The 25,219-nt window shown below is 65.0% G+C and carries 21 protein-coding genes; 11 read left to right on the top strand and 10 right to left on the bottom strand.

Annotated features, from left to right (window positions below; translation table 11 throughout):
- Positions 1 to 17: 17 nt before the first annotated feature.
- From QMF22_RS00630 to rpoB, 3 genes are all read right to left on the bottom strand, one after another.
- Positions 18 to 1,703, bottom strand: coding sequence for a GspE/PulE family protein (locus tag QMF22_RS00630; RefSeq protein WP_283449252.1), 1,686 nt, complete (start codon positions 1,701 to 1,703; stop codon positions 18 to 20).
- 185 nt (positions 1,704 to 1,888) lie between these two features.
- Positions 1,889 to 5,812, bottom strand: a complete 3,924-nt coding sequence (locus QMF22_RS00625; RefSeq protein WP_283449250.1) for a DNA-directed RNA polymerase subunit beta' — start codon at positions 5,810 to 5,812, stop codon at positions 1,889 to 1,891.
- Between the two features lie 42 nt (positions 5,813 to 5,854).
- Positions 5,855 to 9,346, bottom strand: coding sequence for a DNA-directed RNA polymerase subunit beta (gene rpoB / locus QMF22_RS00620; RefSeq protein ID WP_283449247.1), 3,492 nt, complete (start codon positions 9,344 to 9,346; stop codon positions 5,855 to 5,857).
- A gap of 283 nt (positions 9,347 to 9,629) precedes the next feature.
- Here rpoB and QMF22_RS00615 point away from each other — a divergent pair, with 283 nt between their 5' ends.
- The gene (locus QMF22_RS00615) at positions 9,630 to 10,514 is read left to right on the top strand and encodes a spermidine synthase (RefSeq protein ID WP_283449245.1); all 885 of its coding nucleotides are present in this window, start codon (positions 9,630 to 9,632) and stop codon (positions 10,512 to 10,514) included.
- A 22-nt stretch (positions 10,515 to 10,536) separates the two neighbouring features.
- Here QMF22_RS00615 and QMF22_RS00610 read toward each other — a convergent pair whose 3' ends face one another.
- Both QMF22_RS00610 and QMF22_RS00605 read right to left on the bottom strand, forming a co-directional pair.
- Complete coding sequence (locus QMF22_RS00610) at positions 10,537 to 11,985, bottom strand: diguanylate cyclase domain-containing protein (RefSeq protein ID WP_283449243.1); 1,449 nt, start codon at positions 11,983 to 11,985, stop codon at positions 10,537 to 10,539.
- Positions 11,982 to 12,803 carry an alpha/beta fold hydrolase gene (locus QMF22_RS00605; protein WP_283449241.1) on the bottom strand — a complete coding sequence of 274 codons (822 nt, stop codon included), beginning with the start codon at positions 12,801 to 12,803 and terminating at the stop codon, positions 11,982 to 11,984. The genes QMF22_RS00610 and QMF22_RS00605 overlap by 4 nt, the downstream gene beginning before the upstream one ends.
- Before the next feature lie 65 nt (positions 12,804 to 12,868).
- Here QMF22_RS00605 and QMF22_RS00600 point away from each other — a divergent pair, with 65 nt between their 5' ends.
- From QMF22_RS00600 to QMF22_RS00590, 3 genes are all read left to right on the top strand, one after another.
- Positions 12,869 to 13,492, top strand: a complete 624-nt coding sequence (locus QMF22_RS00600) for a tetratricopeptide repeat protein (protein ID WP_283449239.1) — start codon at positions 12,869 to 12,871, stop codon at positions 13,490 to 13,492.
- A gap of 189 nt (positions 13,493 to 13,681) precedes the next feature.
- Entirely contained in the window at positions 13,682 to 14,857 is a 1,176-nt protein-coding gene (locus tag QMF22_RS00595) for a PQQ-dependent sugar dehydrogenase (RefSeq protein ID WP_283449237.1), read from the top strand.
- Entirely contained in the window at positions 14,857 to 15,351 is a 495-nt protein-coding gene (locus tag QMF22_RS00590) for a SprT-like domain-containing protein (protein WP_283449234.1), read from the top strand. Before QMF22_RS00595 ends, QMF22_RS00590 begins: the two co-directional genes overlap by 1 nt.
- 18 nt (positions 15,352 to 15,369) lie before the next feature.
- Here QMF22_RS00590 and QMF22_RS00585 read toward each other — a convergent pair whose 3' ends face one another.
- Together QMF22_RS00585 and QMF22_RS00580 are read right to left on the bottom strand one after the other, a co-directional pair.
- A complete protein-coding gene (locus tag QMF22_RS00585; RefSeq protein WP_283449232.1) occupies positions 15,370 to 16,629 on the bottom strand; it encodes a hypothetical protein in 1,260 nt (419 codons plus the stop codon).
- A 37-nt stretch (positions 16,630 to 16,666) separates the two neighbouring features.
- A complete protein-coding gene (locus QMF22_RS00580) occupies positions 16,667 to 17,107 on the bottom strand; it encodes an EVE domain-containing protein (protein ID WP_283449230.1) in 441 nt (146 codons plus the stop codon).
- Between the two features lie 44 nt (positions 17,108 to 17,151).
- On the opposite strand from QMF22_RS00580, the gene QMF22_RS00575 reads away from it, so the two are divergent.
- The 5 genes from QMF22_RS00575 (at position 17,152) to QMF22_RS00555 (ending at position 22,005) form a co-directional block, all read left to right on the top strand.
- Entirely contained in the window at positions 17,152 to 17,679 is a 528-nt protein-coding gene (locus tag QMF22_RS00575; RefSeq protein ID WP_283449228.1) for a hypothetical protein, read from the top strand.
- Between the two features lie 4 nt (positions 17,680 to 17,683).
- Positions 17,684 to 18,322, top strand: a complete 639-nt coding sequence (locus QMF22_RS00570; protein ID WP_283449226.1) for a DUF1684 domain-containing protein — start codon at positions 17,684 to 17,686, stop codon at positions 18,320 to 18,322.
- A 386-nt stretch (positions 18,323 to 18,708) separates the two neighbouring features.
- The gene (locus tag QMF22_RS00565; protein ID WP_283449224.1) at positions 18,709 to 20,319 is read left to right on the top strand and encodes a DEAD/DEAH box helicase; all 1,611 of its coding nucleotides are present in this window, start codon (positions 18,709 to 18,711) and stop codon (positions 20,317 to 20,319) included.
- Between the two features lie 105 nt (positions 20,320 to 20,424).
- Positions 20,425 to 20,916, top strand: coding sequence for a GNAT family N-acetyltransferase (locus QMF22_RS00560; RefSeq protein WP_283449222.1), 492 nt, complete (start codon positions 20,425 to 20,427; stop codon positions 20,914 to 20,916).
- Between the two features lie 99 nt (positions 20,917 to 21,015).
- On the top strand, positions 21,016 to 22,005 hold the full coding sequence (locus QMF22_RS00555; RefSeq protein ID WP_283449221.1) for a nucleoside hydrolase: 990 nt from the start codon (positions 21,016 to 21,018) through the stop codon (positions 22,003 to 22,005).
- Between the two features lie 36 nt (positions 22,006 to 22,041).
- Here QMF22_RS00555 and QMF22_RS00550 read toward each other — a convergent pair whose 3' ends face one another.
- Positions 22,042 to 22,626 carry an NUDIX hydrolase family protein gene (locus QMF22_RS00550; protein WP_283449220.1) on the bottom strand — a complete coding sequence of 195 codons (585 nt, stop codon included), beginning with the start codon at positions 22,624 to 22,626 and terminating at the stop codon, positions 22,042 to 22,044.
- 118 nt (positions 22,627 to 22,744) lie between these two features.
- Between QMF22_RS00550 and QMF22_RS00545 the strand changes: the two genes are divergently transcribed.
- Complete coding sequence (locus tag QMF22_RS00545; RefSeq protein ID WP_283449218.1) at positions 22,745 to 23,419, top strand: alpha/beta hydrolase; 675 nt, start codon at positions 22,745 to 22,747, stop codon at positions 23,417 to 23,419.
- 22 nt (positions 23,420 to 23,441) lie between these two features.
- Here the strand turns inward: QMF22_RS00545 and QMF22_RS00540 are convergent, their stop codons facing one another.
- On the bottom strand, positions 23,442 to 23,882 hold the full coding sequence (locus QMF22_RS00540; protein WP_283449216.1) for a DUF5997 family protein: 441 nt from the start codon (positions 23,880 to 23,882) through the stop codon (positions 23,442 to 23,444).
- A gap of 82 nt (positions 23,883 to 23,964) precedes the next feature.
- Between QMF22_RS00540 and QMF22_RS00535 the strand changes: the two genes are divergently transcribed.
- A complete protein-coding gene (locus QMF22_RS00535) occupies positions 23,965 to 24,807 on the top strand; it encodes a LysR family substrate-binding domain-containing protein (protein WP_283449214.1) in 843 nt (280 codons plus the stop codon).
- A gap of 5 nt (positions 24,808 to 24,812) precedes the next feature.
- Here the strand turns inward: QMF22_RS00535 and QMF22_RS00530 are convergent, their stop codons facing one another.
- Entirely contained in the window at positions 24,813 to 25,205 is a 393-nt protein-coding gene (locus QMF22_RS00530; RefSeq protein ID WP_283449212.1) for a VOC family protein, read from the bottom strand.
- Between the last annotated feature and the right edge of the window lie 14 nt (positions 25,206 to 25,219).

The raw sequence follows: 25,219 nt of genomic DNA, 5'->3' as shown, positions 1-25,219 counted from the left end.
TAAATGGTCCTTTCGACCTAAGCGACCACGCGCAGGATTTCTTCAATGGAGGTGAGCCCGAGACGTACCTTGGCCCAGCCGTCGTCGCGCAGGCCGATCATGCCCTGCTGCCGGGCAGCGAGGGCGATCGCGGCACTCGATGCCCGCGCCACACAGAGTCGTTCGATTTCTTCGGTGACCGTCATCACCTCGTGAATGGCGAGCCGGCCGCGATACCCGGTATGGGAACAGTTCATACAGCCGGCCGCCTTGTAGATCACGGCCGCGACCCCGACCGGGGCGAAACGATCGGGATACGCGTCGAAGTTGAGGTACGCCAGTTCGTCGGTGCTGCGCACGTCGGGCAGCTTGCACCGGTCGCACAAGCGCCGAGCCAGGCGTTGGGCGACGACACAGTCGAGCGCGCTGCCGACCAGGAACGGTTCGATTCCCATCTCGGTCAGCCGGGTGATCGCGCTCGGCGCATCGTTCGTGTGCAGGGTTGTGAGCACGAGGTGCCCGGTGAGCGCCGCCTCGATGGCGATCTGGGCGGTCTCGTGGTCGCGCACCTCGCCGAGCAGCACGACATCAGGGTCGCTGCGCAGGATGGCGCGGAGGGCGCTCGCAAAGGTGAGCCCCGCCTTCGGATTCACCTGCACCTGGTTGATTCCGGCCATGCGGTATTCAACCGGGTCTTCCACAGTGATGACGTTGATCTCGGGCCGGGCCACCGAATTCAGGGTCGTATATAGTGTGGTCGACTTGCCCGAGCCGGTCGGGCCGGTCACCAGGATCATGCCGTACGGCTTGGAGTAGGCGGTGCGATACGCCGCGAAGTTGTGCTCGAGCAGGTTGAGATCTTTCAGGTTCATGCTCGTCGTGGAGTTGTCGAGAATTCGCATGACGACCTTCTCGCCCCACACGGTCGGCAGGGTCGCGACCCGAAGGTCGATGGTGCGGCCGCCGTGACTGACCGACATGCGTCCGTCCTGCGGTTTGCGCCGCTCGGCGATATCGACGTCGGCCATGATCTTGAGGCGGCTGATCACACCGTTCTGAATACTCTTCGGTGCGCTCGGCATCTCGTGCAGCACCCCGTCGATGCGATAGCGCACCCGCAGGTGGTTTTCCCCCGGTTCGATGTGAATGTCAGAGGCCTTGTCCTGGATGGCCTGGCTGACCAGCAGGTTCACGAACCGCACGATCGGCGCCGTGTCGACGTTCGATTCGGCGGCACCGATCGTAGCGCCCCGGGCGGGGGCGTTCTCCTCTTCGAGGGTCGTGGTGAGATTGCTGAGCTCGTTGTCGGCGCGGTGCACCCGGGCGAGGGCGGCGAGCAGGTCGCTGCGCTCGGCGACCACAGCCGTGACGCGCATTTTCGCGCTCTCGCGCACGTCGTCGAGCGCGACAACGTTGCCCGGATTGACCATGGCCAGCACGAGCTCACCGCCGACGATCGCAATCGGCAGCACTTCGTGGCGACGGCACACACCCGGGGAGACGAGGGCGAGGGCGACCGGGTCGATCGTGTAGTCGAACAGTTCCACGAAGGGCAGATTGGCCTGCGCGGCCCGGGCGCGGGCGAATTGAATCTCCGAGATCGCCCCACTGTCGACAAGTCGGCGCACGGCACCCTCGTCGGCCGGGTCACCGGCCATCAGGGTATCGAGCACCTCGATTGGCAGCAGGCCGTGCAGAATGAGAATTTCGGTCAGGGTTGCCACGCCGGCCTCCCCCTAACTGGGCACAAAAACAGTAGAACCTGAGTATACGTCTCCTCCCCCCGTTTCACCTCCCGACTTCCCGCTCTTATGTCGGGACGGTGCCCGCAGCATCCGCTACCGTGCGCTACCGCTTAAACGACGGATGGCCCCTGCCGAAGCAGGGGCCATCCGTTTAGTACTCGGGGTTAGTTATACGTACCCGGAGTCAGGTCGTCGGACGAGAAGCTGTCGAAGTCGACGAAGCTCAGGTCACCCTCGTTGAACGTTGCATCTTCGGTGAAGATGCGGTTCGGGTAACGCTCAGCCTTGGCTTCCTCGGTGGCCTCGACGGTGACGTCGCGATAGCGGGGAAGGCCGGTGCCGGCGGGGATCAACTTACCGATGATGACATTCTCCTTGAGGCCCATCAGCGGGTCGCTCTTGCCTTCCATGGCCGCCTGGGTCAGAACCCGGGTGGTCTCCTGGAAGGAAGCGGCCGACAACCAGGACTCGGTCGCGAGGGAAGCCTTGGTGATACCCATGACTTCCTGGCGAGCGGATGCCGTCTTCTTGCCCTCGGTCAGCGCCGTGCGGTTGAGGTCGTTGTACTTCAACCGGTCGACGAGCTCGCCCGGAAGCAGTCCGGTGTCACCGTGTTCGACGACGGTCACCTTGCGAAGCATCTGGCGAACGATGACCTCGATGTGCTTGTCGTGAATCGGAACACCCTGCGAACGGTAGACCTCCTGCACACCGGAGACGAGGTGCTTCTGCACCGCGCGAACACCCTTGACGCGAAGAACTTCCTTCGGGTCGACGGCGCCGATGATGATCTGCTGCCCCAGCTCGACGTGCTGGCCGTCCTCAACGAGGAGGGTTGAACGCTTGAGCACCGGGTAGGCGATAGCTTCGTCGCCACTGTCGGGGGTCAGGATGACCTTGCGGCCCTTGTCCGAATCCTCGATCGTGATGCGTCCGGCGGAGTCGACGATGGGCGACGCACCCTTGGGGGTACGTGCTTCGAAGAGCTCCTGAACACGCGGCAGACCCTGGGTGATGTCGTCAGCGGATGCCGACCCACCCGTGTGGAAGGTACGCATGGTCAGCTGGGTGCCGGGCTCACCGATGGACTGTGCGGCGATGATACCGACGGCCTCACCGATGTCGACGAGCTGGCCGGTGGCGAGCGAACGGCCGTAGCAGACCGCACACACACCGACAGCCGACTCACAGGTGAGTACAGAGCGCACCTTGATGGTTTCGACACCACCGGCGATGAGCTTGGCGATGAGCACGTCTCCGACGTCGTCTCCGGCGTCGGCGATGACCTCACCGGCAGCGTTGACCGCGGCTGCGGCCAGGCTACGGGCGTAGACCGCGTTCTCGACGTTGAAGTCGACCAACAGGCCGCCGTCTTCGTCGCGCAGGAGCGCACCGGTCGTGGCGTCGGTTCCGGCGATGGGCAGTTCGAGGCCCTTCGTCGTTCCACAGTCGTCTTCGCGGATGATGACATCCTGCGAGACGTCCACCAGACGACGGGTGAGGTACCCCGAGTCGGCGGTACGCAGAGCCGTGTCGGCCAGTCCCTTACGAGCACCGTGAGTAGCAATGAAGTACTCGGCGACGGACAGGCCTTCGCGGTAGCTCGAGATGATCGGGCGAGGGATGATCTCACCCTTCGGGTTGTTCACGAGGCCTCGCATGCCGGCGATGTTTCGCACCTGCAGCCAGTTACCACGAGCACCCGAGGTGACCATGCGGTTGATCGTGTTGTCGGCCGGGAAGTTCGCCTGCATTGCTGCGGCGACGTCTTCCGTGGCACGAGTCCAGATCTGGATGAGCTCCTGGCGACGCTCGAGGTCGGTCGTGAGACCCTTCTCGAACTGTGCCTGAACCTTGGCCGCCTGCTTCTCGTAACCGGCGACGATCTCCTTCTTGTTCGGCGGGGTGAGAATGTCGCTGAGCGCAACGGTCACACCGCTTCGGGTGGCCCAGTAGAAACCGGCATCCTTGATCCGGTCGAGGGTTGCAGCAACCTCCACCTTGACGTACCGCTCCGCGAGGTCGTTGACGATGGTCGACATGGTGACCTTGTTGGCAACGTCTTCGAAGAACGGGTAGTCGGCCGGAAGGGCCTCGTTGAAGATGGCACGACCGAGGCTCGTCGTGACGAGAACGGTTCCGACAGCCTGGCCATTGACCAGTTCGACGCCCTCGGGCTGGGTGCCCTCGGTGAAGTACTTGTCGGTCAAACGGATGCGCACCTTGGCATTCAGGTCGAGCGACTTCTGGTCGAACGCGAGAATGGCCTCGGACACGGTGGAGAAGGCGCGGCCTTCTCCGACCACACCTTCCTTCATCGTGGTGAGGTGGTGCAGACCGATGATCATGTCCTGCGTGGGCAGGGTCACCGGGCGGCCGTCAGACGGCTTGAGGATGTTGTTCGAGGCGAGCATCAGGATGCGTGCCTCGGCCTGGGCCTCAACCGAGAGCGGAAGGTGGACAGCCATCTGGTCACCGTCGAAGTCGGCGTTGAACGCCGCGCAGACGAGCGGGTGCAGCTGGATTGCCTTACCTTCAACGAGCTGAGGCTCGAAGGCCTGGATGCCGAGGCGGTGCAGGGTGGGTGCACGGTTGAGCATGACCGGGCGCTCGCGGATGATCTCCTCGAGCACGTCCCAGACCTGCGGACGCGAGCGTTCGACCATCCGCTTGGCAGCCTTGATGTTCTGAGCGTGGCTCAGGTCGATCAGACGCTTGATCACGAACGGCTTGAACAGCTCGAGTGCCATCTGCTTGGGCAGACCACACTGGTGCAGCTTGAGCTGCGGGCCGACCACGATGACCGAACGTCCGGAGTAGTCAACGCGCTTGCCGAGCAGGTTCTGACGGAAACGACCCTGCTTTCCCTTGAGCATGTCGCTCAGGGATTTGAGGGCACGGTTACCGGTACCGGTGACGGGGCGACCACGACGACCGTTGTCGAACAGTGCGTCGACGGCCTCCTGCAGCATCCGCTTTTCGTTGTTCACGATGATCTCGGGAGCACCGAGGTCAAGCAGACGACGCAGGCGGTTGTTGCGGTTGATCACACGACGGTAGAGGTCGTTGAGGTCAGAAGTCGCGAATCGGCCACCGTCGAGCTGCACCATCGGGCGCAGTTCGGGCGGGAGTACGGGTACGACGTCGAGCACCATTCCGGCCGGCGAGTTGCCGGTCATGATGAAGGCGTTGACCACGCGCAGACGCTTGATGGCGCGGATCTTCTTCTGGCCCTTGCCCTCGGCGATCTGCAGGTGCAGGTTTTCGCTCTCGGTGACCAGGTCGAAGGCCTCGAGGCGCTTCTTGATGGCTTCGGCGCCCATGTAGGCCTCGAAGTACATGCCGAAACGGTCCTGGAGCTCGTGGAAGACGGAGTCTTCCGGCTTCAGGTCGCCGACCTTGAGGGTGCGGAAGTCTTCCCACACGCGCTCGAGGTGAGCGATCTGCTCGTCCAGGGACTTGCGAACCTGGCCCATTTCCTTCTCGGCGGCGTCCTTGGTGCGCTTCTTCTGGTCGCTCTTGGCGCCTTCGGCCTCCAACGCTGCGAGGTCGGTTTCGAGGCGCTGCAGGCGATCGGCGATGCGCGAGTCGCGGCTGGACTCGATGGTCTTGAGTTCGAGGCGAAGCTCGTTCTCGAGGCCGGGCATGTCCTGGTGGCGACCGTCTTCGTCCACCGTGATGACCATGTACGCGGCGAAGTAGATGACCTTTTCGAGGTCCTTCGGAGCCATGTCCAACAGGTAACCGAGACGCGAGGGCACACCCTTGAAGTACCAGATGTGCGTGACGGGAGCAGCAAGCTCGATGTGGCCCATGCGCTCACGGCGCACCGACGACTTCGTGACCTCTACACCGCACCGCTCGCAGACGATGCCTTTGAAGCGAACACGCTTGTACTTGCCACAAGAGCATTCCCAGTCCCGCGAGGGTCCGAAGATCTGCTCGCCGAACAGGCCGTCTTTTTCCGGCTTGAGCGTGCGGTAGTTGATGGTTTCGGGCTTCTTGACCTCACCGTGCGACCAACGACGGATGTCGTCTGCGGTAGCCAGGCCAATACGAAGCTCGTCAAATGTTGTTACGTCGAGCAATTTCTCTCCTTGGAAAGTTTTCGAAGTTTCTTTGGACCGGGCTTAGATGTCGTCGATGGTCGACGTTTCAAACCGGGTGGAAATGTTGATGCCGAGCTCTTCCGCAGCGCGGAACACCTCATCATCCGTGTCGCGCAGGCTGACTGCGGTGCCGTCGGCCGAAAGTACTTCGACGTTCAGGCAGAGCGACTGCATTTCCTTGATAAGAACCTTGAAGCTCTCGGGAATGCCGGGTTCCTGGATGTTCTCACCCTTGACGATGGCTTCGTACACCTTGACGCGGCCGAGGATATCGTCAGATTTGATGGTCAGGAGTTCCTGCAGGGCGTAAGCGGCTCCATATGCTTCGAGCGCCCACACCTCCATCTCACCGAAACGCTGTCCACCGAACTGCGCCTTACCACCCAGCGGCTGCTGGGTGATCATGGAGTACGGGCCGGTCGAACGTGCGTGGATCTTGTCGTCGACGAGGTGGTGGAGCTTCAGGATGTACATGTATCCAACGGACACCGGCATCGGGAACGGCTCGCCGGAGCGGCCGTCGAAGAGCTGGGTCTTTCCGGTGGAACCGATGAGGCGTTCGCCGTCTCGGGTCAGGGTCGTGGAGTCCAAAAGACCCTCGATCTCGATCTCGAGCGCACCGTCGAATACCGGGGTGGCGACCTTCGTGCCGGGGGCGGCGCTGAAGGCGTGCTCCGGAAGACGGGCAGCCCATTTCGGCTTGCCCTCGACGTTCCAGCCCTGCTTCGCAATCCAGCCGAGGTGGGTTTCGAGTACCTGGCCGAAGTTCATGCGACCGGGGATGCCGAGCGGGTTGAGGATGATGTCGACCGGGGTTCCGTCGGCGAGGAACGGCATGTCCTCGATCGGCAGAATGCGGGAGATGACACCCTTGTTGCCGTGACGGCCGGCGAGCTTGTCGCCCTCGGTGATCTTGCGCTTCTGGGCGATGAACACGACCACGCGCTGGTTGACGCCCGAGCCGAGCTCGTCGTCGCCGTCCTGCGAGTCGAACACCTTGACACCGATGATGGTGCCGCGCTCACCGTGGGGAACCTTGAGCGAGGTGTCGCGAACTTCACGGCTCTTCTCGTTGAAGATCGCACGCAGCAGGCGCTCTTCGGCAGACAGCTCGGTCTCGCCCTTGGGCGTGACCTTGCCCACGAGGATGTCGCCGGGGCGAACCTCGGCTCCGATGCGAATGATGCCACGCTCGTCGAGATCGGCGAGGAAGTCCGGAGACACGTTGGGAAGGTCGCGAGTGATCTCCTCCTTACCCAGCTTGGTGTCGCGGGCATCCACTTCGTACTCTTCGATGTGGATCGAGGAGAGGGTGTCGTCCTTCACCAGGTTCTGGCTCAGGATGATCGCGTCCTCGAAGTTGTAACCTTCCCACGGCATGAATGCCACGAGCAGGTTCTTTCCGAGGGCGAGTTCGCCCTGGTCGGTGGCGGGTCCGTCGGCGATGACCTCGCCGGCTTCGATGCGCTCACCGGCGTTGACGATCACGCGGTGGTTGAAGCTCGTGCCCTGGTTGGAGCGGCTGAACTTGCGCAGGTAGTAGTCCTGCGTGCCGCCCTCATCGAGCTGGATGGTGACGACGTCAGCCGACACCTCGGAGACCACACCGGGCTTCAGCGCGGTGAGCACGTCACCGGCGTCGATGGCCGTGTAGACCTCCATGCCGGTTCCGACGAGCGGGCTGTCACTGAGAAGCAGCGGCACCGCCTGACGCTGCATGTTGGCGCCCATGAGCGCGCGGTTTGCGTCGTCGTGCTCGAGGAACGGGATGAGGCTGGTCGCGACCGATACCATCTGGCGCGGCGAGACATCCATGTAGCCGATGTCTTCAGCGGGAACGAGGTCGACCTCGCCACCCTTCTTACGAGCGAGCACGCGGGTCTCGGCAAAGTGCGAGTCCTTGGTGAGCGGCGCGTTGGCCTGGGCGACGATGAAGTCGTCCTCTTCGCTCGCGGTGAGGTAGTCGATGTGCTCAGTGACCTTGTTGTTGATGACCCGACGGTACGGCGTCTCGATGAAACCGAACGCATTGATCTGCGCGAACGAGGCGAGCGAGCCGATCAGGCCGATGTTCGGGCCTTCCGGGGTCTCAATGGGGCACATGCGGCCGTAGTGCGAGGGGTGAACGTCTCGCACCTCGACGCCGGCGCGGTCTCGGGAGAGGCCACCCGGGCCCAGCGCGGACAGGCGACGCTTGTGCGTGAGGCCTGCGAGCGGGTTGTTCTGGTCCATGAACTGCGACAGCTGGCTGGTTCCGAAGAACTCCTTGATCGCGGCGACGACGGGGCGCACGTTGATCAGGGTCTGCGGGGTGATCGCTTCGATGTCCTGCGTGGTCATACGCTCGCGAACGACGCGCTCCATGCGGGACAGGCCGGTGCGCACCTGGTTCTGGATGAGCTCGCCAACAGCACGGATACGACGGTTACCGAAGTGGTCGATGTCGTCGATGTCGATGTTGATGTCGGTCATCTTGCCGTCGCGCAGACCCGGAAGGGTGGTCTGGTTGTCGTGCAGGGCAACGAGGTACTTGATGGTGGCCAGAATGTCGGCCAGCGTCAGTACGGAGTCACTCAGCGGGGCTTCGAGGCCGAGCTTGCGGTTGATCTTGTAACGACCGACCTTGGCCAGGTCGTAGCGCTTGGAGTTGAAGAAGAAGTTGTCGAGGAGCGCACGCGCAGCCTCGGCGGCAACCTGCTCGCCGGGACGAAGCTTGCGGTAGATGTCCTTGAGGGCTTCTTCCTTGGTGAGGATGTTGTCCTTCTCGAGGGTGAGCTCGATGGACGCGTAGCCCTTGAACTCCTCGAGGATCTGCTCGCTGGTGAGCCCGAGGGCCTTCAGGAACACGGTCACGGACTGCTTGCGCTTGCGGTCGATGCGCACGCCAACCTGGTCGCGCTTGTCGATCTCGAATTCAAGCCAGGCACCACGGCTCGGGATGACACGGGCGGAGTAGATGTCCTTGTCAGACGTCTTCTCCTGCTCGCGGTTGAAGTACACGCCCGGGGAGCGCACCAGCTGCGACACGACGACACGCTCGGTGCCGTTGATCACGAAGGTGCCCTTGGGGGTCATCAACGGGAAGTCACCCATGAACACGGTCTGAGTCTTGATCTCACCGGTGAGGTGGTTCATGAACTCAGCGTTCACGTAGAGCGGTGCGGAGTAGGTTTTACCCTTTTCCTTGCACTCGTCAATGGTGTACTTCTCCGGCTCGAGCTCCGGGTTGGTGAAGGACAGCTGCATCGTTTCGCCGAGGTCCTCGATGGGTGAGATCTCCTCGAAGATCTCATCGAGCCCGGTGCGATTCGGCAGGTCCTGGCGTCCGGCTTTCTGGGCCTCGGCGACGCGAGCCTTCCAGATGTCGTTGCCGACGAGCCAGTCGAAGCTCTCGGTCTGCAAAGCAAGCAGATCCGGAACGTTCAAGTGGTCGCTGATCTTTGCGAACGACAGACGCTCGTGGGAGCGGCCGTTCTTGGGTGAGTTGGTGGTTGCGTTGCGCGCAGCAGCCAAGGAAATAACCTCCGTGGACCCCGTCAGGTCTAGTTACTGTTATTGGTGATGACTCCGCAGACCCTCGAAAGAGGTGTGCCTCAAGGTGGCTTGAACACGCAAAGCCGACCGCAATATGAAGGCATAGTTTGTCTGGGAGCGCAAGGATCAACTATATGCCCGAATTGGTGGCCTGTCCACCTAATTCTTGCGAATCTGCGAATTCTCAGGTATAACACCCTCCGTTCATCCCGCGATAGCGGATGCGCGGCGCGGGCGCACAGACAGGGCGCAGACTAGGACGATGAGTACTGGGCGTAAGGGTGAGGTGACGGAGGGGCATCCGTCTGTCGTGTTGAAGTTGAGCGGACACACGGCGGTGATCGAACCGGACCGGTTCACCCCCGGCAGCTTTCAACTCGTGGTCGACGGAACTCCGCAGTCGCACGTGAACATCGACCACCCCGACGAGCTTTTCTTCGAGTACATCCAGCGCATCGGGCATGTCATCGATCTGCTCGGCGATCCGCACGAGCCGATCACCGCCGTGCATCTCGGAGCCGGCGCCCTCACCCTGCCGCGCTATGTCGAGGCGACCCGACCGGGGTCGCGCCAGCAGGTCGTGGAGATCGAGAGCGATTTGATTGACCTCGTGCGCGAGGTGCTGCCCTGGGACAAGCGCGCCCAGCTGCGGGTGCGCCACGGCGATGCCCGCGAGGTGCTCGGAAAGCTGCCGGCCGGGCTGCACGGCGCGGTCGACCTCGTGGTCGTCGACATCTTCTCCGGGGCACGCACCCCGAAACACGTCACCAGCCGCGAGTTCTTCGCCCTCGCTGCCCCGCTGCTGTCGCCGCGCGGCGTGCTCGCCGTCAACGTAGCGGATGGCCCCGGCCTCGCGTTCGCGCGCGGCCAGGCCACCACTCTCTCCGCGGTGTTCGAGCATGTGATCGGATTCGCCGAGACCCAGGTGCTGAAGGGCCGGCGCTTTGGCAACATCGTCTTCGTGGCGGCGCACACGCCGATCGACCTCAATTGGATTCCGCGGCTGCTGGCAAGCGGTCCGCACCCGGCCAAGGTGATCGAGGGTGCTGAGCTGAAAGCATTCATGGCCGGTTCACTTGTGGCGACCGACGAGACCTCGACCCAGTCGCCGCTGCCCGGCCGCACGGTCTTCCAGATCGGGCACTAGCGTCGGCCTCTTTCGGAGGCGATTAGACGGAGGCCACCGTGATGTGGTCCCGGCCAGCGCACTTCGATGCGTACATCGCTGAGTCGGCAGCTTTGAGTATCTCGGCGGTCGACATCGCCGAACCGTCCACTGGTTCGTGCAGGGCGATTCCCACGCTTGCCGTCACGGCGAAGGACGCGCTGATTCCCACCAAGGGCTGCCGCACAGCCAAACGAATGCGCTCGGCCAGCCCCCGCGCCTCGTCGACGCCGATGTCTTCACAGATCACCACGAACTCATCGCCACCGAATCGCGCGAGGGTGTCACTGCCGCGAACTACATCGCGCAAACGGTGCGCGATCTCCTCGAGCACAGCGTCACCCGCCAGATGTCCGAGGCCGTCATTGACGGCCTTGAATCCGTCGAGATCCATGAAGATCACCGCCAGCCGACTACGGTGTCGCGCAGCGAGCAGGAGCGCAGCGTTCAATGAATGCTGCAGGAGGCTGCGGTTGGCCAGCCCGGTGAGCGAATCGTAGAGCGCGAGGTTCGCCAGCTCGGCGTGCAGACTCACCCGCTCAAAGACCTGAGCCGCCTGGAGCGCGAGCGCCATCTGTAAGGCCAGACGATCGTCGTCGAGATCACGTTGACGGCCGTAGAAGCAGGTCAAAAGCCCCAGCGTGCGTTCCATGCCGATGATCGGAACGGTGCTCAGCCCCTCAATCCGTGCCGCCCGCAGCGCGCCGACGACGTCAGGAAAACGGGCCTCGGCATCAGCGCCGTTGACGACGGTGACGGCGCGACCATTGCTCAACGCCTCAGCCTCCGGTCCCCCCTGCGCGATGCCGGCGGAGCCATCGAACAGCGGATGCCGCCCGGCGGCCAGCCTCACACCTCCGGCCCCGTCGAACAGCAGCACCGCGACCGCGGTCGCTCGAAAAGCTTGCCGCGCGCTGTGCTCGAGTGCTGCCGCCACGGCCGCTTCCGACTCGCAGGTCCCGAAGGCCGTGCTGGCGTCCTGCAGCGCCCTCACGTGCGTCTCCGAGGCTTCAGCGGCGCGCCGGGCATTCAGCAGCTCCCTCTCCAGGTTGTGACGCTGAGTGGAATCGAAGATAGCCGTGCTTACCAGCCGCGGCGTCGCATCCGTACCGAAGCGCGTGGTGGAATTCACGAGCACCGGCAGGGATTCGCCACTCACGCAGCGCAGCGTCAGGGCGGCTTCCCGCACTTCTCCAGCCAGACGCAGAATCGGCAGATACCGAGTTTCGTAGAACAATCGGCTACCGGTCGTCAACAGCTGCTCGAATGGGGTGCCCAGCATGCTCGCGCGAGAATGCCCGGTCCACCTCAAGAGTGTCGCGTTGACCTCCGTGACGATGCCGTCTGGCGTGGTGCTGAGCAACCCGCAGGGCGCTTGGTCGTAGAGTTCGGCGGGTGTCTCGAACTCGGCATCGCCCGGCCCAGGTGCTCTGAACGAGCCGTGCTCGGTCACTTTAGATAGGCACGGATTGCCGCAGCAAGCAGGCTTGGATCGGAGAGGTTGGGGCAGTGACCAGACGTGGGGAGAACCACTAGGGAGCTTCCGACAATTTTTCGGTGCACGTATTGGCCCACCGGCAGTGGAGCAATGACGTCGTTCGCGGACTGCACGATCAGGGCTGGAGTGCTCACCCTGGCCAGATCTCGCCGATTGTCGGAAAGAAATGTGACGTGGGCGAAATGACTGGCAATGTCAGGGTCGGTCTTGCAGAAACTCGTGGTCAGTTCCTGTCCGAGTTGCGGGCGATCGAGATTACCCATGATCACCGGCGCCATCGTTGCCGACCAGCCGAGGTAGTTCGCATCGAGGGCATCGAGGAGCCCTTCAATTTCACCCTGATCGAAACCGCCAGCATAGTCACCATCATTGATATACCGCGGCGAGGGGCAGATCAGGGCGAGCGCGCCGAAACGTTCCGGGGATCGAATTTCGGCCAGAACGCCGATCATGGAGCTCACGGAGTGGCCGACGAATACCACGTCCCGGAGATCCAATTCTTCGAGAAGGTCGAGCAGGTCATCCGCGTACCCGTGCAGGGAATCGTATTTTCCGTAATCGTATTGGACCAGATCGGAGCCGCCGGCGCCCACGTGATCGAACAGCACGATTCGATAGTCGGCCTCGAATTCGGGTACAACCGCGCGCCACATCTCCTGGCTGCAGCCAAATCCGTGGGCGAAGACCATCGGGCGTCCGGCGGCGTTGCCCGACACATGGACGTTGTTGCGCACGAGCACTCCGACATGGGGCAAATCGTCAATCTCGCGCATTGTTTTATCCTAATCACTGCGGATGCGAGCTGCCAGAGCTGAGCGGCCGAGGGGCATGCTTCGGGGTGGCTTCGGTCGGTTTCTCACCGACGGCGGTACTCTGGGCACACCCGTTCTTTCCCCCGCGGCCGCGGCCGCCCTCGTCACTACAGGAACACACCCTGAGCTTCATCATCGGTTACGATCCCATCACCCTGCGCGAAAAAGTCGACCTGCTGGCCGCTGGCGAGCGACTCGTCGAACTCGGCAATCTGCGCAGCCTGGCCGCCCTCAACGAGAAGGTCGCCCTGCTGCGGCTGGTCGGTCGGCTCGATGAGGCCTGGGAGATTGCCAATGAGGCGCTGCGGCAGTCCCGCTTTACCGGTAACCGGGAACAGGCGGTGGCCAGTCGCATCCGTCGTGCGCAGGTTTTGCAATTTCAGGGCAAGCTCGATGAGGCCGCGAGCGAGTTGACGCACTGCATCCTCGACTCCGAGGTGCACGAGTGGACCCGCCTCGCGGCCTACGCCCGGCAGCACCGCGGCAAGGTGTACTTCGACCAGGGCAACCTCGAGGGCGCGTTGGCTGACTTCACCGCGGCAGTGTTTCTTCGGGAGAAGGACGGCGCCGACGCCGACGAACTCGACAGCTCGCTGCTCGCCGTGGCCGTCGTTGAGTCGCACATTGCGGCCCGTGGGCCTCAAGCCTGACCGCGTGCGCCGTGGCCTCCGCGCATAACTCCTGCAATTCTGGCGGCGACGATTGAAACAGGCGCGCAATCACGCGGCGCCCGTTGGGCTTCGTCAGAAATTGCAGGAGTTATGCCGTCTCGCGCCCAAATACTGGCCGCTCGGCGAGTTCTCGGGCATGCTGTGTTCACCACGAAGGAGAGGTGAACGGTGACCGATCGACCCCGGGCGTGTCGCCGAGCGGCAGCGGCCACATCGGCAGCCCTGCTGGTCCTGGCGCTGGCTGCCTGCAGCACGGAAACGCCGCGCGTCACCCCATCGACGTCGACCCCGGCCCAGCCGTCTCCGACCGACGGCAGCGCTGATGCAGGGCCGGTGCGTCCGGTCGGGGAACCTGTCGTCATCGCCTCCGGGCTCGAGGCGCCCTGGTCGATTCTGCGGCTGCCCGACGGCGCCGGGCTGATCAGTGAACGCGACACCACCCGGGTGCGCGAGCTGCTGCCCGACGGCTCCCTGCGTGAAGCCGCAACCGTGTCGGCGGCGCAGCCGAACGGTGAGGGCGGCCTGCTCGGCCTCGCCTTTCTGGCCGACGAAGCAGCCCCGGGCGGCGACGGCTGGGTCTACGCCTACTTCTCCACGGCGAGCGACAACCGCATCGAGCGGATGACGCTGGCCGGCTCCCCCGGAAGCCACACCCTGGGCGAACCCACGGTCATTCTCAGCGGCATTCCCCGGGCCGGCAACCACAATGGTGGTCGCATCGCGTTCGGCCCGGATGGCCTGCTCTATGCGACAGTCGGGGACGCCGGAAACACCGCCAATGCGCAGAACCTCGACGCGCGCAGTGGCAAGATCTTGCGCATGACCGCGACCGGGCAGGTCCCCGCCGACAACCCGTTCGGTACTCTGGTGTACTCGTTCGGGCATCGGAATGCGCAGGGGCTCGCCTGGGATTCCCGCGGGCAGCTCTGGGCGAGCGAGTTCGGCCAGAACACCTGGGACGAGCTTAATCGCATCGTTCCCGGCGGCAATTATGGCTGGCCACTGGTCGAGGGCCAGGCCGGCAACCCGGCGTATATCGACCCGGAGCAGCAGTGGTCGACCGACCAGGCCAGCCCGAGCGGCATCACCATCGTGAACGACACCATCTTCATGGCGAGCCTGCGCGGGGAGCGGCTGTGGAGTATCCCCATCACGAGTCCTTCGGCGGGCGTGGCCTCCTCCACAGATACCCCCACCGAGTGGTTTGTGCACGGTTTCGGTCGATTGCGCGACGTGGTGTCGGGGCCTGCTGGCACACTGTGGTTCGTGAGTAATAACACGGATGGGCGGGGCTCGCCAGCGGCCGGCGACGACCGGCTCTATCAGGTACAGGTGGGTCCTTAATGGCCGACCTCGCGCAGGTGCGCCGCTGGGCTGACGCCCTCATCGTGTTGCACCTCGATCCCAGCTGGAGCTTCGGCTTCGACAACGCGAAGAAGCGGGCCGGGCTCTGCAATTTCAGCAAGAAGCACATCACCGTGTCGCGCTACCTCGCCTCGCGCTACGCCGACGACGACGTTCACCAAATTCTGCTGCACGAACTCGCGCATGCCCTCGCCGGGCCGCGCGCCGGGCACGGCCCGCGCTGGAAGAAGATGGCGCACGACCTTGGCTACGACGGCAAGCGCACCCACGACGGCGAGATCGCCAACGAGCTCGCCCCCTGGGTGGGCACCTGCCCGGCCGGGCACATCCACTTTCGGTACCGGCAGCCCACCCGGCCGCTGGCCTGCGGGCTCTGTGCCCGCCGCTTCGACCAGGCGCACGCGATCACCTGGCTTAGGCGCGAGATCACACCGGCGATCCGCCGCCGGGCCGCGGCATCCGCTGGGCCCTAGACCGTCACCCGGCCCGGGTCAGTGCGTGTCGTAGCGGGCCAGGGCGTCGGCATCCGTTGCGAGGGTCATTGCACGGCGCGCGGTGTCGAGCGCCGTCACCGGGTCGGCCTCGGCTGCAGCGAGCGCCAGCTGCCGTTCGGCCTCGGCCAGGCGGGTGCGGGCTGCAGCCTGCACCCGGCCGCGATGCGCGGCCACGAAGTCGCGAGTCACCGTGATCTGGCTGCGCGCGGTGAGCAGCGCCCCGGCGAGGCCGGTGCGGGCGTTGTCGAGGCGCAGCTGGCGGTTGCGTGCCTCCGAGCGGATGCTGTCCAGTCCGTTCATCGCCGCCTCCAGCAGAACGAGATCACCGGCGGGATCGGCCAGCCGCCCCGGTTCGCGCAGTGACGCCTGCACGGCTGCGGCAGCGGAGATGACCTGATTGAGCGACGCGCTGGTGTCGGACTCCTCGTGGGCATCGCGCAGGGCGCGGGCTTCAGCGAGTTCGCCGGCGGCAGCGTCCAATGCCTTCTGCAGGTTGGCAAAACCGCGGTGGAGCTGGTCTTCGCCGGTTTCGATGGCGTCGAGTAGCTGGGTGGCCTGGAACAGGGCGTGCTCGGTGGCCCGCAACTGTTCGCCGACCGGCTCAGAAGCAGCCAGGCGCGCCGCCGCCGCGTCGGCGCTCGCCCGCGCAGCGTCCAGGGCTGTGCTGGCCCGGTCGACGTTGCCGCTGATCGGCGCGAGGGCCGCCGCAGAGTACGAAAGTCCGAGCCGCGTGAGGGTGCTCGTGCCGCCCGCAACGCGGTCGGACACCCGATCGAGCCGGCGGCGCAGTTCGTCAATCTGCTGCGGGGCGTTGCGCTCGACGCCGCGCTTGGCCGTGAAATCGCGGGCCTGGTTGGTCAGCCGACCGGTCGCTTCGTCGGCGAGCTGCACGATCTGCTGGTTCCAGCGAGTGCGCTCGAGAGCGCTGTCCGGCACCGCGTCATCGAGTTTTTGCTGCAGCGCGAAGGCATCGCTGAGCTGTCGCCTCGAGGTCGCGAGCGCGGTCGCAAACTGGCGCGTCGCCGATTCGCCGAACTGTGCGATCGCGAAACTGAGTTCGTCGGTGGCATCCTGCACGAGGTCGTCGGCGCGTACGAGGCTCGACGACGCACGGCGTTCCAGCTCGGTGGCCGCTGCACTCAGCTGGCCGAGCCGCGCCCGGGTGCGCCGCCGCGAGGCCCCCACCAGCGCCCAGACCCCGGCCACAACGAGGCCGATAACGATGACCGAGGGTACCCACCAGAGATCGCCATTCATGGGCTTGAGTCTAATAAATGATTACTGACCAAACGCCCTACCGGTCGTCGGCAGACGGCCGGCGCATCTGCTGCCGAATCATCTCGAAGTCGTGCCGGGAGATCTCCAGCACACCACGCCGCAGCTGAAAGCCCCAGTTGGGGTTGTCGCGGGTCAGCTGCAGCACGGGCAACAGCGGACGGATGCTGGTGGGCCAGGCATCCAGGTCGTAATCGGCCCGGCGTCGCCAGGGTCGAAGCTCATTACCGGGGTCGCCGACCTGGTAGGCGTAGGCATCCGCTATGCGACCGATCGCGGTGAATTCCTTGAGCGGGTCGCCCTCGATCGCGGTTTTCGGGGAGTAGTAGACGATGCCGTCGGCCTCGCCCATCTGCGCGATCATGTCGCCGGCACCGCGGTTGGCGCGGGCAATTCCCAAATCGACACCGCGCAGCACGTGCTCGCGGTGCACAACGCCGAGCCAGAACCGAATTGCCACCTGTCTAGTTGTACTGCATGCCGCCGTCAGACCAAACTGGAGACATGCGCGTATTGCTGAAAGAGATCCTCGACTGCACACCGGATGCCGCCTGGCACGCCATTCACAGCCCCGCCGTGTTTCGGGAGGTGAGCAGCCCGTTCATGGCGGTCGAATCCCTCGAAGCTGACGGCTTTCCCACCCGATGGGAACCCGGCGAACACCCCGCCGAGTTCTCCATGCTCGGCCTCGTGCCGATGGGAACGCAGGTCATCCGGCTCGCTGACTCCACCCACCGGCCCGACGGGGTGCGCATTTTGCGCGACACCGGTCGCGGGGTATCCGGGGCGCTCAGTGCGGTCACGCTCTGGGATCACCGGATGGCGATCGCGCCCGACCCGGCCGGAACGGGCAAGACGCTTTATCGCGACCAGCTCATTTTTCGCGGCCGTCCGGCCACGATCGCGCTCTGGCCGACATTCTGGGCATTCTGGCAGTGGCGCATGCTGCGGCTGAAACGCCTTGCCCCTACTTGGCAGCACGACGTCGGCATCGACGATCCTGACTTCGTGCCGCCGTCGGCGGTAGCGTAGCCCCATGAGTTCTTCCCTCGGAGCCTTGCAGATCGCCGACTGGCGTCGTCGCGTGACCGGACTGTACGCGGGAGTGCGGCAGCTGAGCGCGAACAGGCCGCAGAGCGGGCACGAGCTGTGGCGTTCCGGGCGCGACGAACTGTTCGCCGGGCATCCGTCGTCGCCGTTGCTGCCAGACGACCGGTCGGCCTTCACCGGCCTGCCGATCGCCGCCTACGACCCCGACTGGCGGTTCGAAGTCGAGGTGCACCGGGCTGAGCGGTCGTATCGCATGCAGGTGGAGACCGGAACCGACGGCACCGTACCGTTCGACCTGGTCGGCACCGTGCGACTGCCCTACCTCGGTTCGCTCGACGTGTGGCGGTTGGCCAGTTACGGCGGCGGACTGTTCCTGCCGCTGAAGGATGCCCTCGCCGGCAAGAACGACGGAACCTACGGCGGCGGACGCTACCTGCTCGACACGATCAAGGGCGCCGACCTCGGACCCGGCGTCAGCGACGACAGCCTCATTCTCGATTTCAATTTCGCCTACAACCCGTCCTGCGCCTACGACCCGATGTGGGCTTGCCCGCTGCCGCAGAGCGGCAACATCATCGACGTCGCAGTGCCCGTCGGCGAGCTGTACCACGGCGACCACTCGTAGTCGCGAGCCGGAGCGCGCCCGGCCACACGCATGCGCTGAACGCTATGCCGGGGATTTTCGCGACACGCCGTGCCGAACAACGGATCTGACGGCGTGTCGCCATTTTCACCGGCATAACATGCACAGCGCAGGCTTTGAGCGGTGCGATTTGACAGCATCCGCTAGAGTAGGAGTACTTGCGAGTGCGTAGTTGCGCTTGCTGCGTCGTAGAACGCCCTCTTCTCTATCCGGCGGCCCACCAGGGCTGACCTGATTTTTCGAATGAAACATTCTTACGGCGAACGGATGTGCCCTTCGGCACCTTCGCCATGTGAATCCTCCTGGTTCGGTTATCGCTGCGCGGTAAACAAACGGGCGAGGAGACTGATGCCCCGAAAGGCACCACTTTGTCTACAGCTTTATCTACAACTTTCAGTGCGCTCGGCGTGCCGGCTCCCCTGGTCAAGATTCTCTCTTCCCAGGGAATCGACACCGCTTTCCCCATTCAGGTTGACACCCTTCCTGACACCTTGAACGGCCGCGACGTCCTCGGCCGCGGCAAGACCGGCTCGGGCAAGACCCTGGCCTTCTCCATCCCGATGGTCTCTCGCCTCGGTGGCAACCTGGCCGGCGGCAAGCGTCGCCCCGGTCGCCCGCTCGGCCTGATTCTCGCCCCGACCCGCGAGCTCGCCACCCAGATCACTAACGCCATCACCCCGCTCGCCGAGGCCTACGGCCTCAACACGACCACCATCTTCGGTGGCGTCTCGCAGGGCCGTCAGGTCACCGCGCTCAAGGCCGGCGTCGACATCGTCGTCGCCTGCCCTGGCCGCCTCGAGGACCTCATGAAGCAGGGTTTCGTGAACCTCGATTCCGTCGAGATTACCGTGCTCGATGAGGCCGACCACATGGCTGACCTCGGCTTTCTGCCGGTCGTCACCCGCATTCTCGACAAGACGCCCGGCAACGGCCAGCGCATGCTGTTCTCCGCCACGCTCGACAACGGCGTGGACAAGATCGTGAAGCGTTTCCTGCACGACCCGGTGATGCACTCGGTCGACGAGGCCAACAGCCACGTCTCGGCCATGACCCACCACGTCTTCGAGGTCTCCGGCGTTGACGCGAAAAAGGAGCTCGTGCAGAAGCTCGCGAGCGGCTCCGGCCGTCGCATCCTCTTCATGCGCACCAAGCACCAGGCCAAGAAGCTCGCCAAGAGCCTCACCGATGCTGGGATCCCCTCGGTCGATCTGCATGGAAACCTCTCGCAGGTTGCTCGTGACCGCAACCTCGCCGCGTTCAGCGCCGGCACGGTCAAGGTTCTCGTCGCAACGGATGTCGCCGCTCGCGGCGTGCACGTCGACGACATCGAACTCGTCATCCACGTCGACCCGCCGGCCGAGCACAAGGCGTACCTGCACCGTTCGGGCCGTACCGCCCGGGCCGGCAGCGCCGGTGACGTCGTCACCGTCGTGCTGCCGGAGCAGAAGCGCGACACCGATGCCCTGCTGCGCAAGGCCGCCATCAAGGTGACCCCGCAGCGCGTCGATGCAGCGTCCCCCGCCGTCGACGCCCTCGTCGGCGATGTCGCCGCCTACGTCAAGCCCGCGCCCCGCGTGGAAGCACCGCAGCAGCAGCGCCAGTCGCAGGGTGGCCGTTCACAGGGCGGTCGCTCGCAGGGTGGCCGTTCACAGGGTGGCCGTTCAGAAGGCGGTCGCTCGCAGGGTGGTCGTTCAGAGGGCGGTCGCGATGCCGGCGCCAGCCGCTCCGGCGGAGGCCGCGACGGCGCTCGCACTGACCGCAACGATGGCGGCCGCAGCCGCGACTCGGCTCCCGCCGGTGGAGCTCGTCGTGAGCGCACCGGTCGTCCGGCCGGCACTGCCACCAGCGCGCCCCGCTCCGGTTCGGCCGCTGGCCGCTCCGGCGGAGCCCGCGTCGGCAGCCTCCAGGTCGGCGGACTCGTTCGCGGACCCGGCTCGGGTGGAGCTGGCCGTTCGGCTCCCCGCCGCTCGCAGGGCTAACCAGCCCGCAGCATCCGCTTGCTGGAACGGGTCGGTCCTTTTGGGTCGGCCCGTTTTGCCTGCCGCGCGTCACGGGGCACCCGCAAACACGGTTAGTGTCGAATCATGAACACCACAGTTGTCGTTCGACCCGTCAGCGAAGCGGATGCCGAAAGCCTGGGCCGCGTACACGCCGCCTGCTGGCATGAAACGTACGATCACCTGCTCAGCCAGGCCGCCCTGTCACAGCTGCGGCCCCAGCGCCTCGCGGCCCTCTGGGGCCGCTTCACGAACCAGGGCGCGCAGTATCGCCAGAATGTGGTGCTAGTCGATGGCGAAATCGTGGGCTTCGCCGGCAGCGGACCGACGCGCGACGGGGACCATCCCACCCCAAACGAGTTGTTCTTCCTCTACCTGCTCGAGGCGAATCACGGGTCAGGCGTAGGCCAGCAGCTCTTCGATTCCGTCGTGGACCCCGGTCCGTCTTCATTGTGGGTAGCTGCCGACAACCCTCGGGCGCACGCCTTCTACGCCCGAAACGGCTACGTCGCGGACGGCCTCGAGCGCAACGAAGAGGTGCTCGGCGAAAAGCTGCACGAAGTGCGCCTGGTTCGATAGGCCTCGCTCACAAGTGCAAAGTTTGCCGTACAGCGCTTGAATACAGTCCAAAAGCCCCCAATGGGGCTTTGGGCATATTCAAAGCAATAGGGTGATCGGATGACTATTTCCGCAGCCCCCGAGGCGATCCCCGTCATCCTCGATGTTGATACCGGGGTCGATGATGCCCTGGCGATTCTGTTTGCGCTCGCGCACCCGGGCATCAACGTGATCGGTATCAGCTGCGTGGCCGGCAACGCTTCCCTCGAGCGCGTCGTCGAGAACACCCTGCGTATTCTCGACGTCGCGGATGCCCCGTACATTCCGGTCGCGGCCGGAGCCCGCCGCCCCCTGCTCGAACCGGCCCGATCGGCCGCGCACGTGCACGGCGAAAGCGGGCTCGGCACGCTGCGGCTTCCGCCGACCGACCGCCAGGCCGAGACCATCAGTTCGATCGAACTCATGCACAAGCTCATCCTGGCCAGCCCGCACCCCGTGACCCTGGTTGGACTGGCGCCGCAGACCAACCTCGCACTGCTGTTGAGGCAGTACCCCGACGTCGTGAACAACATCGAGCGCATCGTGTTCATGGGCGGGTCCACCACGGTCGGCAATGCCACCGCCGTCGCCGAATTCAACGTCTGGCACGACCCGGAAGCCGCGGCTATCGTGCTCGACTCCGGCGTGCCCACGTTCATGTACGGCCTCGACGTATTCAATCAGGTGTCGATCCCGGAGCGTGTCGCCGCCGCCCTCGTGCAGAGTGACTCCAACGTCTCCCAGGTCGTCGGTCGACTGCTCGGCAACCGGATCGCGCTCGGGTCGGGCCGCAACGCCGAATATATGGGCCTCATCGGTGACGCCGGAGCACTCTGCGCCCTCGTCGATCCCGGCGCCCTCACCATCGAGATGTTGCCCCTGCGGGTGCAACTCGCCGGCTACGGGCGCGGACAGACGCTGGTCGACAAGCGCATCCACCCGGGAGAAGACATCGTGCACGGGCTGGCGACCGAATGGGAGGCCGCCGAGGTGGCCCTCGACGTCGACGTCGATCGTTACGTCCGCCTGTTCCTCAACACGCTCGGTCTCGGTTCGGCGCTGCAGCAGTAATCAAGCGGATGCCGCGCGCGGCATCCGCTGAGCGGGTCAGTACAGCTGACCCACGGAGGCCAGGGCCGCGCGCAGCAGGGTGCCGCGACCGCCTTCCATCTCGGCGGAGACCCCTGGCGAGGCCGCCTCGGCCGGCGTCATCCAGGTGATTTCCAGAGCGTCCTGGCGGGGGTCGCAGGTGCCGGTGACGGGAACGACGTAGGCCAGCGAGACGGCGTGCTGGCGGTCATCCGTGTAGGCGGTGATGCCCGGCATCGGAAAGTATTCGGCGACCGTGAACGGTACCGGGCTGGCCGGCAGCTGCGGAAAAGCCATCGGACCGAGGTCTTTTTCGAGGTGGCGGAACAGCGCGTCGCGCAGGGTCTCGCCGTAGAGCACACGGCCGGAGACCAGAGTGCGCGTCATCTCGCCGGTAGGACGAGCGCGCAACAAAACGCCGACCTCGACGACCTGACCGAGGCCATCGACCCGCACGGGCACGGCCTCGATGTAGAGAATTGGGAGCCGACGGCGAATCTCTGCGAGCTCGACGTCCTTCAGCCAGCCCGGATTCGTATTCGGGACTCCCTCAGGGGGCTTCGGCGTCCAGTCCGGGTCTGGGTCAGGGGTTCGCACGCTCATAGTGCCATTCTGTCCTACGCTGGCCCCGGCTGCGCACTCGAGCCGTTACGGGATGTGGAGAACGGGCGCGGCAATGGAAGTATGGAAGGACACGGCGCCGCGAACCCGGAAGGACCCCATGACCACCAGCACCCCCATCGACAACTCGGCCGTACTCTGGTCGGCGACCGGCGCCGACCAGGCTGACCGACCGTTGTTGATCATCATGCACGGCTACGGCTCGCACGAGGGCGACCTGTTCTCGCTGGCCCCGCACCTGCCGCTCGAACCGGTGATTGCGGCCCTGCGTGCCCCCCTCGAGGCGCCGGCACCGATCATCGACGGCTGGGCCTGGTTTCCGATCAGCGAGCCGGGTAGCCCCGACCCGGCGACTGTCGACACTGCCGTCTCCGCCGTACTCGCCTGGCTCGATGATCTGCCGCAACAGCCCACCTCGGTCGGCCTGCTCGGATTCTCCCAGGGCGGTGCGATGGCGCTCGAACTTCTGCGCGCCGCGCCCGACCGGTTCAGTTTCGCGGTGAACCTCTCTGGATTCATCGCGCGCGGCCCGCAAACCGGTGACGCCGTACTCGCCGAGGCGCCGCTACCGGTGTTCTGGGGGCGCGGTACCGCCGACGGTGTGATCCCGCCCAGCGCGATCGAACGCACTCAGGCTTGGCTGCCCGCACACAGCACCCTCATCGAGCGCATCTATGAGGGACTTCCGCACTCGATCTCACAGGCCGAACTCGGCGACGTGGTGACTTTTCTGCGTACCCAGTACGCCTCAGTCGCGGCCGAGCCGACCGCCTAAACACACGAAAAGCGGATGCCGGTCAGGAGCGGTCGCGCTTGGCCTGCTCCTGCGAAGCCTGACGCTCGACGTGCGCCTTCTTGGCGGCCCGCTGAGCGTCACGGTCTTTAACGGCGATCTGGTCGGCGCGCACGCCAGCCTGGGTGGAACGTTCCAGCACGAGCCAGGCCGGCGGCTGCTGCAGCAGGGCGGCGATCTCGGCGGTGGTCAGCGGGTCGGTGATCTCACTGCGGGCCAGGCCGGAGATCGAGACGCCGAGCTTGGCTGCGACGACCTGGCGCGGGTGCGGGCCGTTGGCACGCAGCAGGGTCAGCCACTCCGGCGGGTTGGCCATGAGGTCGGCGAGCTCGGTGCGGCTGACGAATTCGGTCTGGAACTCGGCCGGTGCCGCGCCCGGCAGAATCCCGAGTTTCTGGGCCGCCGTGGCGGGCTTCATGGTCTGGGGCTTCTTCTCGGAACTCATTGTTCAAGCGTATAGCCTGAGAGGGCCCTCGTTTGGGCGAATCGACCTCTGCTGCCCTCAACTACTCCGAGAAAGGATGCCGGTGAGCTTTTCCATCGCCTTCGTCGCCGGTGTCACCCCCACCAAATGGACTCGCATCTGGAATGATCGCCGCCCCGACGTTCCCCTCTCCGTGTTTCGCACGGATCCCGCGGAGCAGATCGCGGTGCTGCACGACGGCCGGGCCGACGTCAGTCTGGTACGCCTTCCGATCGACGACACCAACCTGAGCGTCATCAACCTGTACAACGAGATTCCGGTCGTTGTCGCGTCGAAGGACCACGAAACCCTGCAGGCCGAGACCGTGCTGCTGGCCGACCTGGCCGGCGAACACCTGCTGCAGAACCCGGACGACGTGCCGGAGTGGCGCGACATCGCCGACGAGATTCGGGACGGGACCCGCCGCGCCCTGCCGCCCATGCGTGATCTCGACGAGACGATGGAGCAGATTGCTGCCGGCGTCGGCATCATAATCGTTCCGCACGGGGTCGCCCGGCTGTACGGTCGCAAAGATGTGGTGTCCCGCCCGGTGACCGGGGTCGCCGACACCCAGATCGCCCTGGCCTGGATCACCCGCGAGACCAGCGAAGACATCGAAGAGTTCATCGGTATCGTGCGCGGGCGCTCCAGGCAGAGCTCGCGAACGGATGCCGGTGCCGCCGCCGCTGCATCCGCTGACGCCGAAGAGGCACCGGTGCGCAGCGATGGCCGCCCGGAAAAACCGCCGCGCAAACCCAAGAAGACCGACAAAGCCAAGGCCGCGGCCAAAGCCATTCGGGTTGCGGCGGCCAAAGCCAAACCGGCCGTGCGCAAAAGAACCGAGAGCTCGCCCGGCCGCACCCGCCCGACCAAGAACCCCAACAAGGGCAAGGGCCGCGGGCACTAGAAGAGCTACGGGTTTTTCAACACCGACAGAATATTGCCCGACGGGTCGGTGAACCAGGCGATGTCCGGCCCTTGTCCGCCGCCGGCGGCGATTCCCTTGTCGTTCTGCTCGAAGCCGTCGTAGCGCAGAAAATCTACGCCGCGTTCGGTGAGTTCGTCGACCGTGGCATCAAGATCGGTCACCGCGAAATTCAGGATCGTATAGGTCGCCGGCACGAAGTCCGGCTTGGGGTAGACGATGACGGTGGCTCCGCCTGGCAGGGCTATGCGCAGCATGCCCATCTCCCCGACGGAGACTTCGAGGCCGAGGGTTTCGGCGTAGAAAGTGTGCGTGGCGTCGAGGTCGGAGACCGCGAAACCACTGAATCCGGCGACGATACCGACGGCGTGTTCGGTCATGAGGTGACTCCCTT

It is taken from the genome of Cryobacterium sp. PH31-L1 (assembly GCF_030063145.1).
Taxonomy (GTDB): Bacteria; Actinomycetota; Actinomycetes; order Actinomycetales; family Microbacteriaceae; genus Cryobacterium.
Note: the sequence above shows the minus strand (reverse complement) of the source record. Positions and strands in the feature narration are given on the sequence as shown.

Bases quoted from the DNA above. Each gene is read 5' to 3' on its own strand.
- QMF22_RS00585 (WP_283449232.1), bottom strand. From the start codon at position 16,629: ATGAATGGCGATCTCTGGTGGGTACCCTCGGTCATCGTTATCGGCCTC.
- QMF22_RS00605 (WP_283449241.1), bottom strand. From the start codon at position 12,803: ATGCGCGAGATTGACGATTTGCCCCATGTCGGAGTGCTCGTGCGCAAC.
- QMF22_RS00530 (WP_283449212.1), bottom strand. From the start codon at position 25,205: ATGACCGAACACGCCGTCGGTATCGTCGCCGGATTCAGTGGTTTCGCG.
- QMF22_RS00615 (WP_283449245.1), top strand. From the start codon at position 9,630: ATGAGTACTGGGCGTAAGGGTGAGGTGACGGAGGGGCATCCGTCTGTC.
- QMF22_RS00555 (WP_283449221.1), top strand. From the start codon at position 21,016: ATGACTATTTCCGCAGCCCCCGAGGCGATCCCCGTCATCCTCGATGTT.
- QMF22_RS00590 (WP_283449234.1), top strand. From the start codon at position 14,857: ATGGCCGACCTCGCGCAGGTGCGCCGCTGGGCTGACGCCCTCATCGTG.
- QMF22_RS00560 (WP_283449222.1), top strand. From the start codon at position 20,425: ATGAACACCACAGTTGTCGTTCGACCCGTCAGCGAAGCGGATGCCGAA.
- QMF22_RS00570 (WP_283449226.1), top strand. From the start codon at position 17,684: ATGAGTTCTTCCCTCGGAGCCTTGCAGATCGCCGACTGGCGTCGTCGC.
- QMF22_RS00545 (WP_283449218.1), top strand. From the start codon at position 22,745: ATGACCACCAGCACCCCCATCGACAACTCGGCCGTACTCTGGTCGGCG.
- QMF22_RS00550 (WP_283449220.1), bottom strand. From the start codon at position 22,626: ATGAGCGTGCGAACCCCTGACCCAGACCCGGACTGGACGCCGAAGCCC.
- QMF22_RS00540 (WP_283449216.1), bottom strand. From the start codon at position 23,882: ATGAGTTCCGAGAAGAAGCCCCAGACCATGAAGCCCGCCACGGCGGCC.
- QMF22_RS00575 (WP_283449228.1), top strand. From the start codon at position 17,152: ATGCGCGTATTGCTGAAAGAGATCCTCGACTGCACACCGGATGCCGCC.